Origin of the sequence: Flavobacterium sp. UW10123 (genome assembly GCF_040538975.1) — a bacterium.
Classification (GTDB): domain Bacteria; phylum Bacteroidota; class Bacteroidia; order Flavobacteriales; family Flavobacteriaceae; genus Flavobacterium.
Genome location: NZ_JBEWQE010000015.1, coordinates 1 through 20,361 on the forward strand (window position 1 = coordinate 1; position 20,361 = coordinate 20,361).

24 protein-coding genes and 1 pseudogene are annotated in these 20,361 nt (G+C 30.2%); 22 read left to right on the forward strand and 3 right to left on the reverse strand.

What is annotated here, in order from left to right; translation table 11 throughout:
* Positions 1-141: 141 nt before the first annotated feature.
* The 18 genes from ABXT06_RS17375 to ABXT06_RS17460 all read left to right on the forward strand — a co-directional run bounded on the left by ABXT06_RS17375 (position 142) and on the right by ABXT06_RS17460 (position 13,203).
* The gene (locus ABXT06_RS17375) at positions 142-489 is read left to right on the forward strand and encodes a GIY-YIG nuclease family protein (protein ID WP_354591994.1); all 348 of its coding nucleotides are present in this window, start codon (positions 142-144) and stop codon (positions 487-489) included.
* Positions 490-682: 193 nt separating this feature from the next.
* Positions 683-1,192 (forward strand): hypothetical protein, encoded by a 510-nt coding sequence (locus tag ABXT06_RS17380; RefSeq protein ID WP_354591868.1) that lies wholly within the window; start codon positions 683-685, stop codon positions 1,190-1,192.
* A gap of 186 nt (positions 1,193-1,378) precedes the next feature.
* Entirely contained in the window at positions 1,379-1,768 is a 390-nt protein-coding gene (locus ABXT06_RS17385; RefSeq protein ID WP_354591869.1) for a helix-turn-helix transcriptional regulator, read from the forward strand.
* Positions 1,769-1,837: 69 nt separating this feature from the next.
* On the forward strand, positions 1,838-2,233 hold the full coding sequence (locus ABXT06_RS17390) for a hypothetical protein (protein ID WP_354591870.1): 396 nt from the start codon (positions 1,838-1,840) through the stop codon (positions 2,231-2,233).
* Positions 2,234-2,303: 70 nt separating this feature from the next.
* Positions 2,304-2,756 carry a hypothetical protein gene (locus tag ABXT06_RS17395; protein WP_354591871.1) on the forward strand — a complete coding sequence of 151 codons (453 nt, stop codon included), beginning with the start codon at positions 2,304-2,306 and terminating at the stop codon, positions 2,754-2,756.
* A gap of 47 nt (positions 2,757-2,803) precedes the next feature.
* Positions 2,804-3,334 (forward strand): hypothetical protein, encoded by a 531-nt coding sequence (locus tag ABXT06_RS17400; RefSeq protein ID WP_354591872.1) that lies wholly within the window; start codon positions 2,804-2,806, stop codon positions 3,332-3,334.
* A gap of 81 nt (positions 3,335-3,415) precedes the next feature.
* The gene (locus ABXT06_RS17405) at positions 3,416-3,781 is read left to right on the forward strand and encodes a hypothetical protein (protein WP_354591873.1); all 366 of its coding nucleotides are present in this window, start codon (positions 3,416-3,418) and stop codon (positions 3,779-3,781) included.
* 234 nt (positions 3,782-4,015) lie between these two features.
* Positions 4,016-4,573 (forward strand): hypothetical protein, encoded by a 558-nt coding sequence (locus ABXT06_RS17410; protein WP_354591874.1) that lies wholly within the window; start codon positions 4,016-4,018, stop codon positions 4,571-4,573.
* A gap of 35 nt (positions 4,574-4,608) precedes the next feature.
* Positions 4,609-5,319, forward strand: a complete 711-nt coding sequence (locus ABXT06_RS17415) for a M949_RS01915 family surface polysaccharide biosynthesis protein (RefSeq protein WP_354591875.1) — start codon at positions 4,609-4,611, stop codon at positions 5,317-5,319.
* Between the two features lie 107 nt (positions 5,320-5,426).
* A complete protein-coding gene (locus ABXT06_RS17420; protein WP_354591876.1) occupies positions 5,427-6,614 on the forward strand; it encodes a hypothetical protein in 1,188 nt (395 codons plus the stop codon).
* A 125-nt stretch (positions 6,615-6,739) separates the two neighbouring features.
* Entirely contained in the window at positions 6,740-8,452 is a 1,713-nt protein-coding gene (locus tag ABXT06_RS17425; protein WP_354591877.1) for an IPT/TIG domain-containing protein, read from the forward strand.
* Positions 8,442-9,788 (forward strand): hypothetical protein, encoded by a 1,347-nt coding sequence (locus ABXT06_RS17430; RefSeq protein WP_354591878.1) that lies wholly within the window; start codon positions 8,442-8,444, stop codon positions 9,786-9,788. Before ABXT06_RS17425 ends, ABXT06_RS17430 begins: the two co-directional genes overlap by 11 nt.
* Before the next feature lie 194 nt (positions 9,789-9,982).
* Positions 9,983-10,309, forward strand: a complete 327-nt coding sequence (locus ABXT06_RS17435; protein WP_354591879.1) for an ArsR/SmtB family transcription factor — start codon at positions 9,983-9,985, stop codon at positions 10,307-10,309.
* A complete protein-coding gene (locus tag ABXT06_RS17440; protein WP_354591880.1) occupies positions 10,299-10,796 on the forward strand; it encodes an SRPBCC family protein in 498 nt (165 codons plus the stop codon). Before ABXT06_RS17435 ends, ABXT06_RS17440 begins: the two co-directional genes overlap by 11 nt.
* Positions 10,797-10,842: 46 nt before the next feature.
* Positions 10,843-11,349, forward strand: coding sequence for an SRPBCC family protein (locus tag ABXT06_RS17445; protein WP_354591881.1), 507 nt, complete (start codon positions 10,843-10,845; stop codon positions 11,347-11,349).
* A gap of 103 nt (positions 11,350-11,452) precedes the next feature.
* Entirely contained in the window at positions 11,453-11,815 is a 363-nt protein-coding gene (locus ABXT06_RS17450) for a hypothetical protein (RefSeq protein ID WP_354591882.1), read from the forward strand.
* A 3-nt stretch (positions 11,816-11,818) separates the two neighbouring features.
* The gene (locus ABXT06_RS17455) at positions 11,819-12,256 is read left to right on the forward strand and encodes a hypothetical protein (RefSeq protein WP_354591883.1); all 438 of its coding nucleotides are present in this window, start codon (positions 11,819-11,821) and stop codon (positions 12,254-12,256) included.
* Positions 12,257-12,333: 77 nt separating this feature from the next.
* The gene (locus ABXT06_RS17460) at positions 12,334-13,203 is read left to right on the forward strand and encodes an alpha/beta hydrolase (RefSeq protein ID WP_354591884.1); all 870 of its coding nucleotides are present in this window, start codon (positions 12,334-12,336) and stop codon (positions 13,201-13,203) included.
* 49 nt (positions 13,204-13,252) lie between these two features.
* On the opposite strand, the pseudogene ABXT06_RS17465 reads toward ABXT06_RS17460, so the two are convergent.
* A pseudogene (locus ABXT06_RS17465) lies at positions 13,253-14,206 on the reverse strand (YifB family Mg chelatase-like AAA ATPase); the annotation flags it as partial.
* A 123-nt stretch (positions 14,207-14,329) separates the two neighbouring features.
* On the opposite strand from ABXT06_RS17465, the gene ABXT06_RS17470 reads away from it, so the two are divergent.
* From ABXT06_RS17470 to ABXT06_RS17485, 4 genes are all read left to right on the forward strand, one after another.
* Positions 14,330-16,147 carry a tyrosine-type recombinase/integrase gene (locus ABXT06_RS17470; RefSeq protein WP_354591885.1) on the forward strand — a complete coding sequence of 606 codons (1,818 nt, stop codon included), beginning with the start codon at positions 14,330-14,332 and terminating at the stop codon, positions 16,145-16,147.
* 601 nt (positions 16,148-16,748) lie between these two features.
* Positions 16,749-16,964: a hypothetical protein gene (locus ABXT06_RS17475; RefSeq protein WP_354591886.1), complete on the forward strand. Its 216-nt coding sequence runs from the start codon at positions 16,749-16,751 to the stop codon at positions 16,962-16,964.
* A gap of 71 nt (positions 16,965-17,035) precedes the next feature.
* On the forward strand, positions 17,036-17,326 hold the full coding sequence (locus tag ABXT06_RS17480; RefSeq protein WP_354591887.1) for a helix-turn-helix domain-containing protein: 291 nt from the start codon (positions 17,036-17,038) through the stop codon (positions 17,324-17,326).
* Positions 17,307-18,149 (forward strand): reverse transcriptase family protein, encoded by an 843-nt coding sequence (locus ABXT06_RS17485; protein WP_354591888.1) that lies wholly within the window; start codon positions 17,307-17,309, stop codon positions 18,147-18,149. The genes ABXT06_RS17480 and ABXT06_RS17485 overlap by 20 nt, the downstream gene beginning before the upstream one ends.
* Positions 18,150-18,238: 89 nt before the next feature.
* Here ABXT06_RS17485 and ABXT06_RS17490 read toward each other — a convergent pair whose 3' ends face one another.
* A complete protein-coding gene (locus ABXT06_RS17490; protein ID WP_354591889.1) occupies positions 18,239-18,835 on the reverse strand; it encodes a recombinase family protein in 597 nt (198 codons plus the stop codon).
* 247 nt (positions 18,836-19,082) lie between these two features.
* Entirely contained in the window at positions 19,083-20,069 is a 987-nt protein-coding gene (locus ABXT06_RS17495; RefSeq protein WP_354591890.1) for a hypothetical protein, read from the reverse strand.
* Positions 20,070-20,361: the final 292 nt, after the last annotated feature.

The window sequence follows — 20,361 nt, forward strand, 5'->3', positions numbered from 1 at the left end:
CAGGGAATTGATGGAAAAAAGCCAATCGAAATGATAAATCCGTTACCGAAATAAGTAACTTTTACAATTTCGACGAAGGAGAAATCTTCGCAAGTAGCTCTACAAAGCATATCAAAAAACAAAAATTCAAAAGAAAGAAAAATCCTAAAAAAATATTTATCTTTAGCCAAAAAAAAGCTACATCAAGAAGGCTATCATAGCTATTACATTTACGTACTAACAAACAAATACAAAACCGTTTTCTACACAGGAGTTACAAATAATTTAAGAATCCGCTTAAGTCAGCATAAAGAAAACAATATCAATGGAAGCAAGACTTTCACATCAAAATACAACGCAACATTCTTATTATATTATGAAAAGTTTACTTGGATTCAAGAAGCAATTGCTCGCGAAAAAGAAGTAAAAGACTGGCGCAGAGAAAAGAAAATCGAATTGATAAAAACTATTAATCCTGATTTGGATTTTTTGAATTATTTATTTGAATAATATTTCCAATCTTTGTAGAGCTACTTGCGAAGATTTGCTTCTCCTATTAGATATCGCTCGAGTCTCCTTCGTCGAAATGATATGATTGTGCATAATTAAGAAGTGATTAAAAGCTTTTTGGACTACTAAAACACTTATTTTTGAAGAAACACTATATTTGAAATAGAAAAGAAAATTGCAATATTTACAAACTATGAATTCCTTCGAGATTATTTATGATTTTGCATCCAGCGCAGGATTCAAAAAGCTTCAAATATTACTTTTTCCAATTGGATTTTTCTTATTCACAAGATTTCTCCTATTCTTGATTGAAAATGACAAAGATGAAGATTTATTCAAAAATCCCGAACAGCAAAAATTTAAAGTATATTTAATGCAATACGCTTCAATATTTATTTTTATAGTTTTCCTAATAATGTTCGGCAGTAAATATTACAAAACCTACAACTTATATAATACCTCTTTATTTAAAACTGAAGGATTTGTAACCAATTTTCATCCAATGCCTGAAGGTGGCCACGATAGCGAAAGATTTTCTGTTAATGGAGTGCAATTCCAATTCTCAGATTTTGATATTTCACATTTTGGATATAATAATGCAAAGTCGCATGGAGGAGCAATAGATAAAAATAAATATGTTAGAATAAGTTACATTAAAGTAAACAACTCAAATCAGATTTTAAAATTAGAAATCAGAAAATAAGAAACAGTTTTCTAATAACATTTCCAATCTTTGTAGAGCTACTTGCGAAGATTTCTCCTTACGTCGAAATGACAAGATTGTGGATAATCGTAACTTAAAAACTAAAACTTCAAATAACAATTCACCTCAGAAAAATCATATATTTACTCTTCAATAAAATCAAAAAAATTAAATACCTTTGAAACTATGAGCACGACATCAAAACCAAAACATATCGGCAGAAACATCAGCCGAATCAGAGAGCTTAAAGGTATGAAACAGGAAGCGCTTGCAATTGCAATTGGTGTAAGCCAGCAATCTGTCTCTAATTGGGAAGCTAGCGAAACGATTGAACAAGAAAAACTTATAGAAATTGCAAAAGCTTTAGGGGTAACTAAAGAAGCAATCGAAAATTTTTCAGAAGAAAATGTGATTAATTATTTCAATACATTTAACGAATCCGTTTCTGGAAGTTTCATAACTAATAATGAATGCACATTCAATCCACTTGATAAAGTTGTAGAACTTTACGAACGTTTGGTTCAGGCAGAAAAAGATAAGGTTGAATATTTAGAAAAATTATTAAAAGGGAAATAATTACTTCAAATATAAATTTTACGAAAGCACAGAGATTTACTTTGTGCTTTTTTTAAGCCCAGAAACAAAATGTCATATCTTCTTCTTGCTCTTTTTATTGTCATCGTAAATTGCTCCATTTTTTATTTTTTAAAATCTGAAAACGGACTAAAAAAAATACTTTTATATGCATTAGTCTATTTTATCATTGCTCTAATCTTTACAAAAATTTATATTTTACTAGATTTCAAAGCAATGCCAAATGATTTTGGGTTCTTTTTACTTTTAATGTTTAGTTGGACTATGATATTAATGCATTTTATAAAAAATCTAAACAACAGAAGAGTAAATATTGCCAAGCGATTACAGATGGAAGATAATCAACTTATCACACCTTCTGCTTATCTTACATTTATTGTGATCTCTGTAACTGCCTTTCAATTGTATTTAATTTTATCAAAAACTATCAATGTTTTTAGAAGTTAAGCAGAACGCTAAAATTTATCCCAACAAATAAAATTCTTATTTTAGCATCCAAAATCAAACCCAAAAATAAATGAAACCTACAATTCTACTATCAACACTATTACTATTATTCGCAACCAATTCATTCAGCCAAACTCTAGCCGATTTAAAACTAAAACCAAAAGAAATTCCAAAAGGCGGTTATATGGTAAGCGATGGTAATGTTTGCATTACACCGCAAGCTTGTAGTTTTTATAATGATATTGAAACCTACAGTAACATTGTTGGAACAATAAAAAGTAAAGCCATTCAGAGTTTTAAAAGCAAAGCAGATCGTGGTTCTATTATGTATTTTGAATTTGATCACGTTTTTAAAGGCGATCGTTTTCTGCAAGGTTTACTTTGGGGAAAAGCAGGCGAACCAACCGATGAGCATCCGGAAGAATATGTTGTAAAAGGAAAATTTCTAATTATTTGGAGCTTAAAGGCAGATAGTCCACTAAAAGAAAAATCGGAAACCAAAATAGAAACGCTTTTACCATAAAATTCTAATCAGAGTTTATTCTCAAAAATATTCGAAATAAATCACACATGAAAAAAATACTTTTTATTCTTATATCTCTTTTAGCAATAAGCTGTAGCAGTGACGATAATAGTCCTAAAACCGATAAAACTTCTATAAATCTTATAACGGGAATTAATTTTAGACTAACTACAGACGATATGGGATTGAAACTCGGTAACCCAAATAGTCTTGTAAAAAACAACTTTTTAATTTACCCTAATCCTGCACGTAGCACGCTTTACATTTCGACACAAGGTACTATTACGGCAGTATGGTTAGTTCCTGCAAATCCCGAAAAAATTTATCAGGATGTTGACTTCGGTACTATTTTAAACAATAGCCTGTACAGTGAAGAGACGATTATCTCAAATTCAAAACTTTCTTTCAATGACTTGTCTACAAATAACCCTAAACTCGATATAAGAACTCTTACTACAGGATATTATAAAGTTTTCGTTAAAATTGGAGGTGTTATTTATTGGGATAATTTATATGTATACACTGACGCAGAAGATAATGAAGAGCATTTTAACACAATCAAGAATTTTTGGAAATAGGTCTAAAATTATCTTAACGACATTTTAAGACATTAAATAGTATCTTCGTGTTTAAAAATTTATCATATTAAAAAATACAAAATGAAACCACAAATACGAATTCTAATTTATTCTATACTTTTCTTTTTATACCTTACTTCTACGCACCTTTTGCTTGAATTAAACGAAAAGTTTAAAGGTGATCCGTTTGTAACTTTAGGAGCTGGTTTTGGTATTTTAAATCTTATTTATGCTTTCACAGCTTTAAAATGGAAACCTTTGCTTAATGCACTTTGCGCTGTCGGAATTGCGGCTCTAGCAATGTTTCTTGCTCTACAGTTTACCAATTTGCATCTCTTTGTAAATTACGATCCTTATCAGGTTAAAACTGCTATTTTTGCTAATGCCATTTTTTCTATTATTTTTTGGGAGATTGTATATCGGGTGAAGATTAGGAAATCTAAATAATATATTTTAATTGCCTCCAGATTTAGCTGGAGATTCATAAAAAGTCCCAAAAAGGCTTTAGCCAAATCGTCTTTTTTGGCTAAAGCCTTTTTTATATCAATACTCTACCTCCAGCTAAAGCTGGAGTCAATTCATAAAAATCATTTTAGAGGATGACATTCAATAATCTATAAAACCATAAATTTTCGTACGTATTTTTTTATATTAGCATTTTAAAATTTATCTAAGCCTAATATGAAAATTAGAACTCTACTCCTTTTATCATTACTAAGTATTTCTTGTAAAAAAGAAACAAAAACCGAATCTGAAACTCCTAAAATTGCTTCAAAAGATTCTTTGGAAGTGACTGAAAAGAAAAAACCAGAAATGCAAAAAGCAGATACGATTGTACTTTCTACAAAACATAAAACCAATAAAATTTTATGTAATCTTGACGGAGATAGTCTAGACGAAACTGTAGAAATCTTTAGAAGCACAAACAACCAAAAAAGCGGTTTCAAAATCACTTACGGAAACGGAAAAAGAACCGATTATTTAGGTTTTGGACATGATATTTTAGGAAGAGGTTTTGATGAAATTGATTGGGCTGGAATTTTTGAAAAAGCGCCTAAAAATGAAGTTTATTTTGACAACGTAAATGAAGATGGCGACATTATCGGCGAAGAACAAGTTGCAGAAGAAGACAAAATAAAATTGCCAAACGACGGAATCTTTATTCATGCCGAAGAAAGCTGCGGAGGCGGTGTTATCTATCTGAAAAACGGAAAATACGAATGGATTCAGCAGGAATAAACAAATTCTGATTATAGATTCTCAAATAGTAAAACATGAAAAACATTCTCATTATATTACTTTCAACAATTCTCTTTTCAAGCTGTAAACAAGATAAAAAAGACGAAGTAAAAACTGCCGTTTCAAATGAAAAACTTTCAACTGAAAAACCTTTTATTTTGACAGTTGAAAAAATCGATTCTACTCAATTTCCCGCTTCCATAAAATATGAAGGTTTTATAAAAAATGCTGTTCGCTGGAAAGATAAATCAGGAGATAATATTGTAATTACTACAGAAACTGGTTACCATTTCAACAAAAAATTTGTACACGAAACTGATGGTTCTGATGCTGAATTATTTGCGTATCATTTTATAGTTTCTGGCAACGAAGTGAAACAAACTTGGAAAGTGTACGATTATATTTCAGATTGCCCAGTTGATATTGTTGCTTCATTTGTTAAAAACACTTTTCAAGTCACAGATTTAGACAAAAACGGAACCGCCGAAATCTGGCTCATGTACAAAACAGTTTGTCATGGCGATGTTAGCCCTTGCGACATGAAGATTATTATGTACGAAGGCAATACAAAATATGCTATGCGTGGCGAAAATAAAGTTGCCGTTGGCATAGATGATAATGGCAAAAAACAGTTTGAGGGCGGTGAATATAAACTGGATGAAAACTTTAAAAAAGGTACAAAAGTTTTTAAAGAGTTTGCTCAAAAATTATGGAGTGATAATGTAATTGAAACTTGGGAAGATTAATTTTTTCTTTCACATCAAAATCTCTATCCTGCTCCTCAAATAAATTAGAAAAAGGCATAGTTGTTGAAAGTTAAATAAAATATATTTGCAACTTCAAAAAACACACTATGCAAAAAATTACTTTTCTGGTTTCTATATTGTTTTTAGCCCTTTCTTCATGCGGGGTAAAAACAACACAATCAATGCTTAGCGACGGAAATTACGACGGTGCAATTGATCGCGCTGTCGAGGCACTTCGCACCAAAAAAGATTCAAAAGGAAAACAAGATTATGTTTATCTACTTGAAGAAGCTTTTGCAAAAGCTAAAGATCGCGATTTGCGCAATCTAGAAATGCTGAATAAAGAAAATAATCCTGCAAATGCAGAACGCATCTACAACACTTATATACAGCTAAATAACCGTCAAGAAAAAATTAGACCAATTCTGCCTTTGCCTTTATTGAAGCTGGGACGAAATGCAAATTTTCCGTTTGATAATTATTCGAATGAGATTGTAAATAGTAAAAATGCGCTTTCGAAATACTTATATGAAAATGCTTCGGGGCTTTTAAAATCAAACAACAAATTGGATTTCAGAAAAGCTTACGATGATTTTGCGTATTTAGAAAGCATAAACCCAGGTTACAAAAACACCAAAAAACTGATGGACGACGCTCAGTTTAAAGGAACTGATTTTGTTGATGTTTACGCGAAAAACGAAACGGAAATGGTGATTCCGAAAATGCTTCAGGAAGATTTATTGGATTTTAAAACCTACGGATTAAATGATAAATGGACGGTTTATCATAGCGCAAGACAAAAAAATGTGAATTATGACTATAGTTTAATTTTGAGTTTTAGACAGATTGCGATTTCGCCAGAGCAAATTAAAGAGAAAGAATTTGTTAAGGAAAGACAAGTTAAAGACGGCGTAAAAACGCTTTTGGACAGTCGCGGAAGACCCGTAAAAGACAGTTTAGGCAAAGAAATTAAAGTAGATAATTATAAAACGCTTCGTGCAACGGTTTACGAATTCAGACAGTTTAAGTCTTGCCTTGTAACAGCAAAAGTGGATTATGTAGATTTAAAAAGTAATCAGTTGGTGCAGACTTTCCCGATAAGCAGCGAATATGTTTTCGAGAATATTTATTCAACTTACAAAGGAAACAGAGGTGCTTGCGATAATAATTATTTAGGGTATTTTGACAAACGTGCTGTTGCGTTTCCTAATAACGAACAAATGGTTTATGATACGGGCGAAGACTTGAAAGCCAAGCTAAAAGACATCATTGTAAAGAATAAATTTAGAAAATAGAGGAGATTCTAAAAATAGCTTTTTGTTTTCATTAAACTGTATTTTTATTTTCTGATAATTTTAACATTTATAATTTAAAATACTATTTTCGCATAAGAAAACAATTATTTTTTTGCGCTGATTTTATGAAAATTTCCAAAGAGTCTATTATTTCATTACTTATCTTATTATTTTTTGTTTTTAATTCGTGCAGCAGTACTGATGATCCGCAATATGTACCTCCAACGCTAGTAAATTTTGAAGAAAGTGGGCTATTAGGTCAGCCAATTTCTATTGGGCTTGAGAATTTTGAAGTAGATAAATTACAGGTCTTTTTTGATACGGAAAAAGCAAGAATTGACGGAAGTTCCGAAAAAGGGATTACTGTTATTGTACCGCGAACTCTTAAAAGAAGCAATCCAACATTAAAGATTATTGACCTTAACGAAAACAAAACAATTTTCGAAAAGACTTTTTTACTAAAAAAACCAGTTATTAAAAATTATAGCAGCGAAAGCATCTCTTTTAATGAAACACTTAGTATTTATGGAGAAAATTTTGATACCGATAAAGATTTCGTTTCGGTTTTTGTAAACGACGAAAAAGCAGTAATTGTAAACAGCGATTATAATAAAATAGAAATACAAATTCCGACCAAACTTGTAAAAGCCAATCTAGAAGTAAAAGTTAAATCACAACTACAGGAAACTTCTTCCGCTCCTTCATTAGTTCTAAAAAATCCTGTTATTAAAAGTGTACAAAGTAATGAAGCCTGGCTTGGTCAAATTATTTATGTAGATGCCGAAAATATTAATCCAAATCAAGAATTTGGAGAAGTATACGTTAATGGAATTAAAAGCTATTTTTCTGTAAGAGATAACAAACTGGAAATTTCGATGCCTCCAGGACCTTTTAAGGATTTCATAATTACAAATATCACCTACAAAACTGCAGGTTTGACGACTAGTTTTGATTCTAATATTAAAATTTTAGGTGAGTATATTGTGGTAGACTATATAGAAAATGCAAACGTGCCTTTTACTGTTTTTGTTCACAACAATAAAGCGTATGCACTTAAACACCCTACTTCTGAAAATGGTGAATTTAATCGTAATTATACATTGTTAGAATTTTCTCCAAGTACTGAAAAATGGACTGAGTTATCAACTTTTCATTATAACGGATATATTGTAAACGCTGTATATGACAACGATGACACACTTTACTTATACAAAATGTCGGTAAGCGATCAGTCATTTTCGTTATCTAAGCTAAATCTTAATTCATTTAAAGAAACACAGCTAACATTGCCTAGCAATAAAATTGTTGCACCTATATTTTTTGCCTATCAAGATAGTCTCTATCTGCTCAGTGGCTTAAATAATAATGATGGTCAAATTTCTGTTCGTGACCAAAAGTATAAATACTCTAAAAATTCAAATAACTGGACTACGCTTTCTTCCTCAGCCTTTGAAGGTCTTCCACTAGTAAGCCAATATAGTGCAGGAGGCAACCCTTGCGACTATATTTTTAATGGTGGAAATATCTATATTTCGTACGGAATCAATTTCAAGACTTATAAAATTGCACCAAATCTAAGTGTAACCACTTATCCTTATCAACACTATTTTGAATACGACAATAATATTTTCGGACGCTACAATAATTTTTTCAACTACTTGTACAACATTGTAACAAATGCATCAAAACCAATGGCCCTTGATAGTCTGTTTGGCTACGGAGAATCTTTTTTTACAATAAACAATGAAGTTTATTACTTAAAAAACAGCTCAACGGCATATTATCAAAATAGTTTATATACACAAAAACTTGGAAAAGATTTTTTAAATGGATTATAAAAAAGGACAATTAATATACATTCTAATTGCGTTTATTTTTTTTGGATGTTCCAATGATAACGAAGTAGATAATAGTCAGCCAGCAATATCAATTACAAATTTTGTAGCCTCTTATAATCAGGTCAAAATTGATTGGACACTTCAAAGACCGGAAGGTATTATTATTGATAATTTGACGATATCTCGAATAGAAAAAAATGGCGAATCTGATCTTTATCAAGAAAAGCTGATTGCAAATCTGCCTTCAAATGAAACCTCATTTATTGATACTGATGTTCCCTATAAAGATGAAGTTTCTTACTCTGTTCGAATCATGTACAGAGATGAAAGAGTTACACCAGTTACTTACGACAATGAAATAAAAAGTGAGCCAAAAAAATTCATTCGTGACATAGTAAAATTCGATAGAGTTCCCTTTCAGGTTCAAAAAGATCCCACTCAGCCAAATATTTTTCATATTTTGAATAAAGAAAGAACTGGTTCTTTGGTAAAATATAATGCTGTAAAAAATAGTATTGAGCACAAAAGAACTTTTGAAAATGGTTTCTTTTTAAATAATAAATTCCACATTGTAAACAATAACGAAATTTACCTTGCAAACACTCAAGGTAAAATATACAAAATAAACCTTAACAGCTATGAAATACTAGACTCATATTTAGCAACAGTCGCTGATAATCTAAATTCTTTTTCTGTTTCAGGAAATCGTATTTACTATCAAGACGATGAAGATTGGTGTATTTATGATACCTCTACAAGGATATCTATAAAAACCGGATATCTTAGTAATTCTGACTACTCCGAATATATGGGTAACGACAAAACTTTCTTTCTATATTGCCAAAATGAACAATATGGATCGATGGGATTTGCAAGTTATACTGCAGAAAATTGTCCTGGATTTATGGATTGCTCACCAGTTACTTACTATTACACTCCATGGGCTCTAAAACCAAATTCTATTGATGCTAATATCTTTTCTTGGAATGCTGACAGATCAAAATGTATTTCTTCAATAAACGGCGCTGTTTTTAATACTAATACATTAAAACCAGAAATAAGATTAAACGACATTACAGGCAAACACTATTTCCAGTTTGCTTTTGATGCTAATAACAATATCTATGCTACTGTACAAGGCGAAAAAAAGATTCATAAATTTGACTCACAATACAAATTAGTTGAAGTTATTGACACAAAATTGTACCCACTATTTCCTTTGCTTACTACTGACGGATTAAAAGTTATAGGGAGTTATAAACCCGTCTCTTATTGGAGCTTTGGATATGGCTATAACTTTGATTTTAATATAAAAAGCGCTGTTGAGACATTTTAGGCAGTATTTCTATTCTTTTGAAGAATCTCTTAGGATGTATTAATACATCGATGTAATTTATAAAAGACACATTTTCATGTGTCTTTTTTTATTGCACTTCATTTATATAATAAAAAATTTCACATTTTTTTATTGCGCAACCAAAAAGTTGCGTATATTTGCAACTGATTAGTTGCGAATAAATATTCAAAAAAATGAAAAGAGATATTTTTCAAGCTATTGCCGATCCGACGAGAAGAGCAATATTGGTTTTGATTTCTTCTACTGCATTGACACCAAATGCTATTGCAGAGCAGTTTCAAACTACAAGACAGGCGGTCTCTAAACACATTAAAATTTTGAATGAATGTGATTTATTGGAAGAAAAAAAATTGGGCAGAGAAATTTATTATCAGCTCAAAATTGAGAAAATGAAAGAAGTTGATCAATGGCTGGAGCAATTTAAAGCAATTTGGGAACAGCGTTTTAGCCAATTAGATCAAGTATTACTTAACTTAAAATCTAAAGACAATGAAAACTGATTTATTAATGATTTTTTCTGTAGACAAGGAAAATAAAAGGGTGGATGTAAAACGCGAATTCAATGCACCGTTGTCAAATGTTTGGTCTGCTTGGACAAAAGCTGCAATTCTAGATTTATGGTGGGCACCAGCTCCATTTAAATCTGAAACAAAAAGCATGGAGTTTAAAGAAGGCGGAAGAAGATTGTACGCAATGGTTGGTGCTGAAGGTGCACAAGGCTGGAGCACTTTTGATTATACTTCGATTTCTCCGAAAACAAATTTTAAATACACTTCTACTTTTTGCGATGCCGAAGGCAATCCAAATTCTGCTTTTGGAAGTTCTTTTTGGGATGTTTCATTCTCTGAGCAGGGAGATTCTACCATTGTTGACATTGTAATTACAAGAGACAGTTTTGAAGAACTGGAAAAAATAATCGAAATGGGATTCAAACAAGGATTTACATCAGCGATGGAAGGTTTGGACAAAATCTTAGCCGAAAAATAAAACCATTTCTAACGAATTATTATTAACGAATTAAAATCTAAAGAAAATGAAATCAAATCTTTTAATGAATTTTACTGTAGATAAAGAAAATAATACTGTAAACGTAAAACGCGAATTTAATGCTTCGCTGCCTCAAGTTTGGTCTGCGTGGACAGAACCTCAGATTCTAGATTTATGGTGGGCGCCGGCTCCTTGGAAATCTAAAACAAAAAGCATGGAGTTTAAAGAAGGCGGACGTAGATTGTATGCCATGCTTGGACCAGAAGGTGAAGAGCATTGGGCTATTGCTGATTTTACCTCAATTGACCCGAAAACTAATTTTAAATATCTAGATGCTTTTAGCGATAGTGAAGGAAATCTAAACGAAGAATTTCCACGTTCTGACTGGAATGTGACTTTCTCTGAAAAAGACGGTTCTACTTTTGTTGATGTTATCATCAAACACGAAAAACTATCTGACTTAGAAATGATTATTCAAATGGGATTCAAAGAAGGTTTCACCATTGCAATGGAAGGTTTGGATGCTATTTTTGCAGAAAAAAATAAGAATTAAAAAAAAATCCTACTATTTGTTAAATCCTGCTTTTTTGCAGGATTTTTTTGTATTTTCGATTTGAAAATTAATTTTCTAATCTAAAAAACTAAAAAATACACAAATGATGAAATTTTTCACCTTTCTGTTTTTGTTCATTTCTGCCGCTGTTTTTTCTCAAAACAGATACGAGCTTTCTGACGAAGGGCAAGACAAACTCTATCTTTCCGATTCTATTTCAAATCTAGCTAAAGCTGGAAAAATCACAGATCATCCGATTGTGGTGGTTGACGGAATTCCGCATCGCTTTGAAGATCTTGAAAAAGAAAGACTTGTACTTTCTAAAATTGAAATCAAAAAAATTATTGCTCTTGAAAAAAAAGCTGGAATCAGTATTTATGGCAATTACGGCGAAGCTGGCGTTTTAATTGTTACTACAAATAGAAGCAGTTATTACAAGCCTGAACAAGAAGTGAAACAAGAATAAATAATGAAATTCCCCTCCAGCCCAGAAGATCTCAGAAATGAAATTTTTGAATCTGTAGATAAAACTAAAAAAAATGGAGACCTGAGAATTAGACAGTTAATTCAAGTATTGAAAAACGTAAATAACGAAATAATTATTGAAGGAGTTTTGAAAGTTTTTGGAAATGAGAATCGTAGCGACACCATTTACAGCGACCAAAAATATGCAGGACTAATTCTTCAAGAAATTAATCCCAAAACAGATAAAAATGTCGATTCAATTCTAGATTTCACTTTAAAAAACTGGAATGAAAGTGTTTTTGAACTTCCTTTTTGGATGCAGAAAAATTATGGAAATCAAATTTTAAAAAAAGGATTTAAAGAATATAAAACCAAAAATTTATCTGATATTGAAATTGATAATTTAAAAACAATGGAATGGTGTTTAAAAATAGAATCGTAAAGATTTTTTACAATTAAATAGTTTTGAAATCTCTTAATTAAAACTAATTTTATAAAAACATTTTACATCATTTTATAATGAACAATTTTTTTGCTATCGCATTTTTGCTTTTTTCTTCCACATTACTATTCAGCCAAAAAAAACAAACCAAAACTAACGAAATTTCTAAACCATTCGTTTTAGGTGTTATCGATGAAATTCAATCTAAAGAATTAAACGAAAAAAGAATTTTAAACATCTATCTTCCTGAAGGCTATAATCCATCTGAAGACACAAAATATCCTGTCATTTATTTATTGGACGGTTCTGCCGACGAAGATTTTATTCATATTTCGGGATTGGTGCAGTTTAATAGTTTTGAATGGATCAATCAGGTTCCTAAATCAATCGTAGTGGGAATTGCTACCGTTGACAGAAAAAGAGATTTCACTTTTCCAACTACTATCGAAAAAGACAAAACTCGTTTTCCAACAACAGGACATTCCGATCAGTTTATTGCTTTTATCGAAAAAGAATTACAACCTTTTATTGAGAAAAAATACAAGACAAATGATTCTAAAACCATCATTAGCCAATCTCTTGGCGGATTATTAGGAACTGAAGTTCTGCTTAAAAAACCGACTCTTTTTAATAAATACATTATTGTAAGTCCGAGCTTATGGTGGAACAATGGCTCATTGCTTGATTTGGATTCTGAAATGCTGAAAGAAAATTTCAATCAGCAAACTGAAATCTATATAGCAGTCGGCAAAGAAGGATTAGCTCCAACAGAAATTCCGCATGTCATGGAAGTTGATGCTAATTTATTGGCTGAAAAACTAAAAGAATCGAAAAGCAAAAGTGTAAAAACATACTTCGATTATTTCCCAGAAGAAAACCACGGATCAATTCTACATACAGCTGTTTCTAATTCTTTCAAATTCTTTTACCCGAAAAACAAAGAATAATATTTTTTTACAATTATCAATTGTTAATTGACAATTGATAATTGTAAATTTATCCTAGCCACCCCTCACGATCCAAACTTCTATATTGAATAGCTTCTGCAATATGAGATGAAACAATATTTTCAGAATGATCTAAATCGGCAATGGTTCTCGAAACTTTCAAAATTCTATCATAAGCTCTGGCCGAAAGATTTAATCTTTCCATGGCTGTTTTAAGCAATTCTTTTGAAGGTTCATCCAAAACACAAAACTCTCGAATCAGTTTACTGCTCATTTGTGCGTTATAGTGAACATTTTCAACGGTTTCAAATCTTTTGGTTTGAATTTCTCTTGCTGCTGTAACTCGTTTACGAATTTCGACACTGCTTTCTGCTTTTCGTTCGTCTGATAATTTCTCAAACGGAACGGGCGTAACTTCTATATGAATATCAATTCTATCTAATAAAGGTCCAGAAATTTTGCTCATATAACGCTGCATTTCATGCGGAGAAGAAGTATTCGGCATACTTGGATCGTTAAAAAATCCGCTTGGACTTGGATTCATACTTGCCACCAACATAAAAGACGATGGATACGTAATGGTAAACTTAGCACGCGAAATTGTTACTTCTCGATCTTCCAATGGCTGACGCATCACTTCTAAAACATCACGTTTAAATTCTGGCAATTCATCTAAAAACAAAACACCGTTATGCGCCATCGAAATTTCACCAGGCTGAGGATAACTTCCGCCACCAACTAAAGCAACATTAGAAATAGTATGATGCGGGCTCCTAAAAGGCCTTTGATTCATTAACCCAACTTCCTTTAATTTTCCGGCAACACTGTGAATTTTGGTAGTTTCCAAAGCTTCGCGTAAAGTCATTGGAGGTAAAATACTCGGAACGCGTTTTGCCAGCATGGTTTTTCCTGCTCCTGGCGGGCCAATTAAAATAATGTTATGTCCGCCCGCTGCAGCGATTTCCATACAGCGCTTAATGCTTTCTTGTCCGCGAACATAGTAATAACCATATTTTAATGTTAATAACTTCCTTTATTTTCAAGACTTTAAATTAAATAGAAACTCATTTAATTTATATTTTTATCAAAAAAGTAAGACACTAATAAGACACCAAAAATTAAATACATGAGCATAGTCAAAGTTATTTGGAAAGCAAAAAGAAAAGATGATAAAGTAGGTTATCTTAGATTTTCTTCAAGAATTGGTGGAAAAACTGTTTTAAGAAGTTTATCCCTCGACCCAGTTGAAAAAAAACACTTCAATTCAAGAACAGAGAGATTAAGAACTTCATTTGTTAATCACGAATACTATAACAATTTTATTCAGGTAAAACTCGATGAAATAAACAAAAAAAGCAACAATATTAAATTAATGAATGATGATAAAAAATCATTCATTGGATATATGGATCTTATTATTGAAAGTAATATTACTGGAAACCACGGAACAAAGAGTAAATATAAAAATTTACGAAATTTGGTTGTTGATTTCAATGAATATAAATATGGTGCATCAGATATTAAATTTTCTGAAATAACTGTGGACTTTTTAGTAGAGTTAAGAACCTACATGAAAAAGATTAGAAAAAACAAAGATAATAGCATATATTATAAATTCAGAACTCTAAAATCATTTATCTCAAAAGCCGCAAAAAACAAAGTTTACACTTATGACGTCAACCCTTTTGACCTTATTACCAACACTCTAATAGAAACAAAAATGGAGGTGCTAAACAAAGAAGATTTGAAGAAATTAATGAATACTCAATTTATTGAAGTATATAGAAGTAACAAAAGATTTGGTGAGCCTATTGAAAATTTAGATATTCTAAAAGGTCCTAAATATAAAAATTATTTAATGCTTGATGATTACAGAAACTTCTTTTTATTTCAATTGTTTTCCCAAGGATTAAGAGTTTCAGATTTAATAACTTTAAGGTGGCAAGACTTTTATATAGATTCTGAACAAATTCGCATAAAAAAACGAATGGTTAAGGTTAAAAAATCATTTGTTAGTGTGTTTGTTAATTACAATACTATGAACTATCTGGTAAACTATATCCCGACCGAAAAGCTATCTGAAAATATATTAAAATTATATTCTGAAATAGTTTATAGAAAATATACCGAAACCCGTTTTACTTACGGCATGTCCTTAAAGGAAATGAAAGAATTTTACAAATTTGTTGAAGTTTATATAGAAGATGATATTATAAAGAGATTTAACCTCCCATTCACATACTCACATTATAAGCTGACTATTGGTGGTGGAAAAGAAACTACAACAGAAGGAGTTTCTTATAAGATTTCCATTGATGAAGTTACAGAACTAATAGAAAGTAGAGAAAAAGAACTCTCCAAAATGATTAAGAAAAAAGATCTTGTTGCGTACGAACAACAATTAAAATCATTATTCACATCTGATGAAAAGATTTCTTATCTTAAAGAATTATTATCGATTTTACAAAACAAACTAAATATCAATAAAAACAACCTTACCGAAAATTTAGAAAAGAATAAGGCTACCAATTATAAACTTTTTACAGGTATAGTAGAATTTTTATCTTCAAATAAGAAAACTAAAAAATCATTTGTTTTCCCACTTCTTAATGATGACGATTTCAACGATATAACTGATGACGATTTTTCTTCAATGAGTGAATATCAATATAATAAATTTACTGGTAAAAGAGCCTACTATAACAGAATATTAAAAGTGATTGGTGAGCAAAGCAAAATAAATAAAAATTTAACCTCTCATTTAGCCCGACATTCTTTTACAACATTAATGCTTGAAATTGGTGTCAACTTAAATCTCTTTGATTTAATGACTTCATTAGGTCATAAACATTTAAGCACTACACAAAACTACATAAGCAAATTTAGTGACAAAAAAGTTGTTGATATAAATAAAAGTATTGCAGATTATGTAAATAACATTTAAGAGTTACGAGTATTTAATATTCAAAAAACAATTATAAAGATTGTAACATCTTTCTAATCTTAACAATTGTATTTTTTATTAGATTAGTTATAGATGCATTTTTTCTAATTATGTAGTTCTCCTCTTTGACTCACACTTACACACATAATCACAAACATCTCATTTTTAATATTATACAAAATATTTTGAAATTTTTACTTCATTTTTATTAACTGTAAGTAATATTTTATTATATTTGCACCATAGTTCTTTGAAATATGTTTTGAAAGTTAATCACTAAGTGGAGAGTTTAAATTTTTGTTCATTCATTTGAACAACCCTTTATTGGGATTTAAGACACAATTCCCTAAACTGCTGAAAGCCGTTAGATCTCGTCGAAAGGTATATAGCCAAATCGTTCAAAAAATTGAAACCAAAATTCAATTAGATCAAAGACGCTTAAATCAGATTAGACATGAAATGAATTGTATTATTAAAGTTTCTTTTTTTAGAGAAGCAGAATTTTAAAGTGGTGCCATAGAGAGCATTGTCTACACATTTAGTAATTAACTATTGTTAAATAAGCAGATAGCAATAAAGCTATTACTAAAACTTATTAATTATGTCAAGATTAAAAAGACTTCAAAACATCGATAGTTTATTAAATGTTTTAACTATCGCAATGAACCAGTGCTCTCTATCGGAAAATGATGTTAATTTATTAAATGATGCAATCGCTAAATTAAATAGATTAAGAATTAAAAAAGGTTTGACGGACAAGCAATATAAAGCTGAAATTGCTGAAATAATTGCTCTTCTAATTAACTTTTTTATTTAACGTTTTATGTTTATGAAAATTACATCGCCTATTCTCCGACACCCTTTAACTTTTTTTTATTCTAAATCATCATGAACATAGGTAAAGTCATAAAAGACAGTAGAAAACAAAAAGGGCTAACTCAAACCGAGTTTGCTCTTTCTTGTGGAATAACTCAAACATATCTCTCACAAATAGAAAATAATGCAAAAGACCCTAATTTATCAACTTTAAAAGTAATAAGTTCAAATCTTGACATCCCCTTACCCATATTATTTTTTATGTCTTTAAATGAGGAAGATATTTCCCCTGAAAAGAGAAAAGCTTTTGAAATCATAAATCCATCTGTAAAATCACTTATTAATGAGTTTTTCAGGGGCTAAACATAAATTATTCTTACCTTCAATAATAGGCGAAAAAGCAGAAATTCTTGATGAAATAATCAAAGACATAGACATTCATTATAGTGAGAGGATTGAACAGAAAATAGATTCTAAAACAGGACAACCTAAAACATATTTAGACGGGACTATCAAGGAAAGAGTAATTCGACCATCAAAAAAGAAATTGAAATTAATTCAATCGAAAATTAAAGATAGAATTCTTTCTAAAATTGAATTGCCACAGAATGTTCATGGTGGTGTAAAAAAGAGAAGTAACATCACTAATGCAAAACCGCATCAAGGCAATAAATATGTTTTCGTAACAGATTTAAAGGATTTCTACCCTTCAATCAAAGCCAAAAAAATTCACGATCTCTTTATTAGATTAGGTTACAATAAACAATTTGCTTTTTACATTACAAAATTAACTACTTGGAAAGGGGAACTACCACAAGGAACACCAACTAGCACTCACATTTCAAATATTTTTTTTCTTGAAACTGATTCTAAACTAATAAAACTGTGCAACGAAAACAATATTACTTATACAAGATATGTTGATGATTTAACATTTTCATCGCAAAAAGATTTTCAAGATTTAATCCCCTCCTTTTTATCCATAATAAAAGGTAGTGGACTTAAAATTAGTTATAGAAAAACAGATTATAAAGGAAAGCAAAATGTAACTGGTATCGTAGTCCTATTACACAAAATTGATGCTCCAAAAAAGCTAATTGAAAAATCAAAACTTGAAATAGACAACCACCCCTCCTGCAAGCCTAACACAAATTATGTAGAAAGCATAAGAAAAACTAATCGATAAAGTAAAAAGCCCATAAACGAGGGCTTTTTACATTTAAAATCCACAATTTCTTAAATCACTTAATCATTCATTTCACTTTATGATCGATTTTATTTAAGTATTAATGTCTTTCTAATCTTAACGATTGTATTATTTGATAGATTGGTTATGGAGGCAAGTTTTCTAATTGAATAATTTTTATCTTTGATTAGCTCTAAATGTGATTGATTATATTTAGATAAAAATTGTTCTGTTGTTTCATTTGTATTCATTTGACGCCCTTTGTAAGTTCCTTTTGCTTTCGCTATCAAAATCCCTTCTCTTTGTCTTTCTAGTAAAGAGCTTCTTTCCATTTCAGCAACATTACTTAAAACATCAGTTATCATCTTGAATATAGAATTAGTTTTATTTTCAATCATAGAATACAATCCTATGTTTTCCACATAAACATTTATATTAAGGGTGTTTAGAGTGTTTAAGGTTGTCTGAATATCATAGGCATTACGTCCCAATCGATCAATAGAATGAATGTGTAAAACTTCAACTTTATTGGCTGAAATATCGTTCAATAATTTTATTGCACTTGGACGTTCGTTAAATGGAATAGAACCAGAACATTTATCAATATAAGTTTTGTATGTAGTGTTTTCTTGTCTTAAAGTTGATTGCTCGATTGTACTTGTTCTAATATATTTTGCGATTTTCATTGTTCAATGCTTTTTGACTGAATCAAAGATAAGGAACCTCTTCAATTGTACCTAATTTAAGATAGTTATTTTTGATACATCACGAAATCAATAAAAATGGATAAAGCTCAATTTTAATTATAACCTGACATAAGTATAGTTTAATTTTAATACAACAAGAACACGCGGAGTAACTTTATTGTTTCAAACTCCTATTAAGTCAATTACCTAAATCCACTGTATCAGCATTAAGAATTTATTTTTTATTTTAACCCAATCTCTGATTTATATGCTTATCATAATTATTTGTAGGCGCAATTTTAATTCCTTTTATTGCGGACACTGTGCTTAATAAATCAAACTTTTTAATTCTTTGTAGCGATTCATTACTAAATCTTTTCGAAGCTACTGCAAACCAAATTATTAATCTTTCATGCGTAGTTAGATTATCTATAAAATATTCTAAATAAAATTCATTGTCTTCAATGCTATCTATATGCTTTAACATCATAGATATTGTTCTATAATAGCTATCAAAAAAAACAACGTGTTTATTAAAAAAAGGTCTTGTAACGTACCTGTAATATTTTGAAAAATATTCGTCTGTTTGATTATAAAAATTTTTCATAAAAATTTCTATCAACAAATCATTAAGACTTTCATTTCCAGAAAGCTCGTAATATTCATGATCGAAATCTCGGCTAAATATTATTTTTCGGTTTTCTTCATCTGCATTCAAGAAAGCATCTTTGAATACAGTAAGGTCTTGATATTCCCGTTTTTTAACTTCTTCATATAACTTGTCCCAAATTTCATCATCTAAACATTCTGGATTTAGTATTAAGATTTGTTTCCCAAAAAACCAACTTGATTTTTCAGCTTTACTGACCATTTCTGAAACGATATATTCAAGAATAGCAAAACCTTTTTCAACTTTTTCACTATTATAACGTTGAATTTCTGAATTTGAAATTCGACTTTGAATATTATCTATAAGTCTATAAAAATTCTGATCATAATTTTGCTTTATGAATTGATCTTGTATCTGTGAATTTGCTTTGATTTGTGCTTTAAAAGCAATATAAACAAGTACACTTCCAATAAAACTCAATAGAGGAGCTAACATACTAGCAAAATGGTCTCCTTCTTCAAAATTGTTAGTTTTTGTTGCACATATTGGTATTCCTAAAAAAACTATAATTCCTATAATAAAAAGTAGAGTTTCAATTAAAGTAATTCTTTTTAATTTTTCCATTATTTAATTATCTGATATTTAAACTTTCCTATTTTGGTGTACGCTTGCTAATAAAGTTTTTGACACTTGGCAAGGTTGAGCACTAATTCTTTTGACTAATAACTTGTGAGCTAGTGTTTACAGATTAAAACGATACACTTTGTAGTTTGATACATTTTGTAGCAAAAAGTGAATTGAGAATATTTTATTATTTATTAAAAATTTTTATTTTTAATAAAGCACGAAGTTTCAATTTTTCATTGACTTTTAATTAAAAGTAAATCGAATATTTGTTATAATTATATTTTAATAC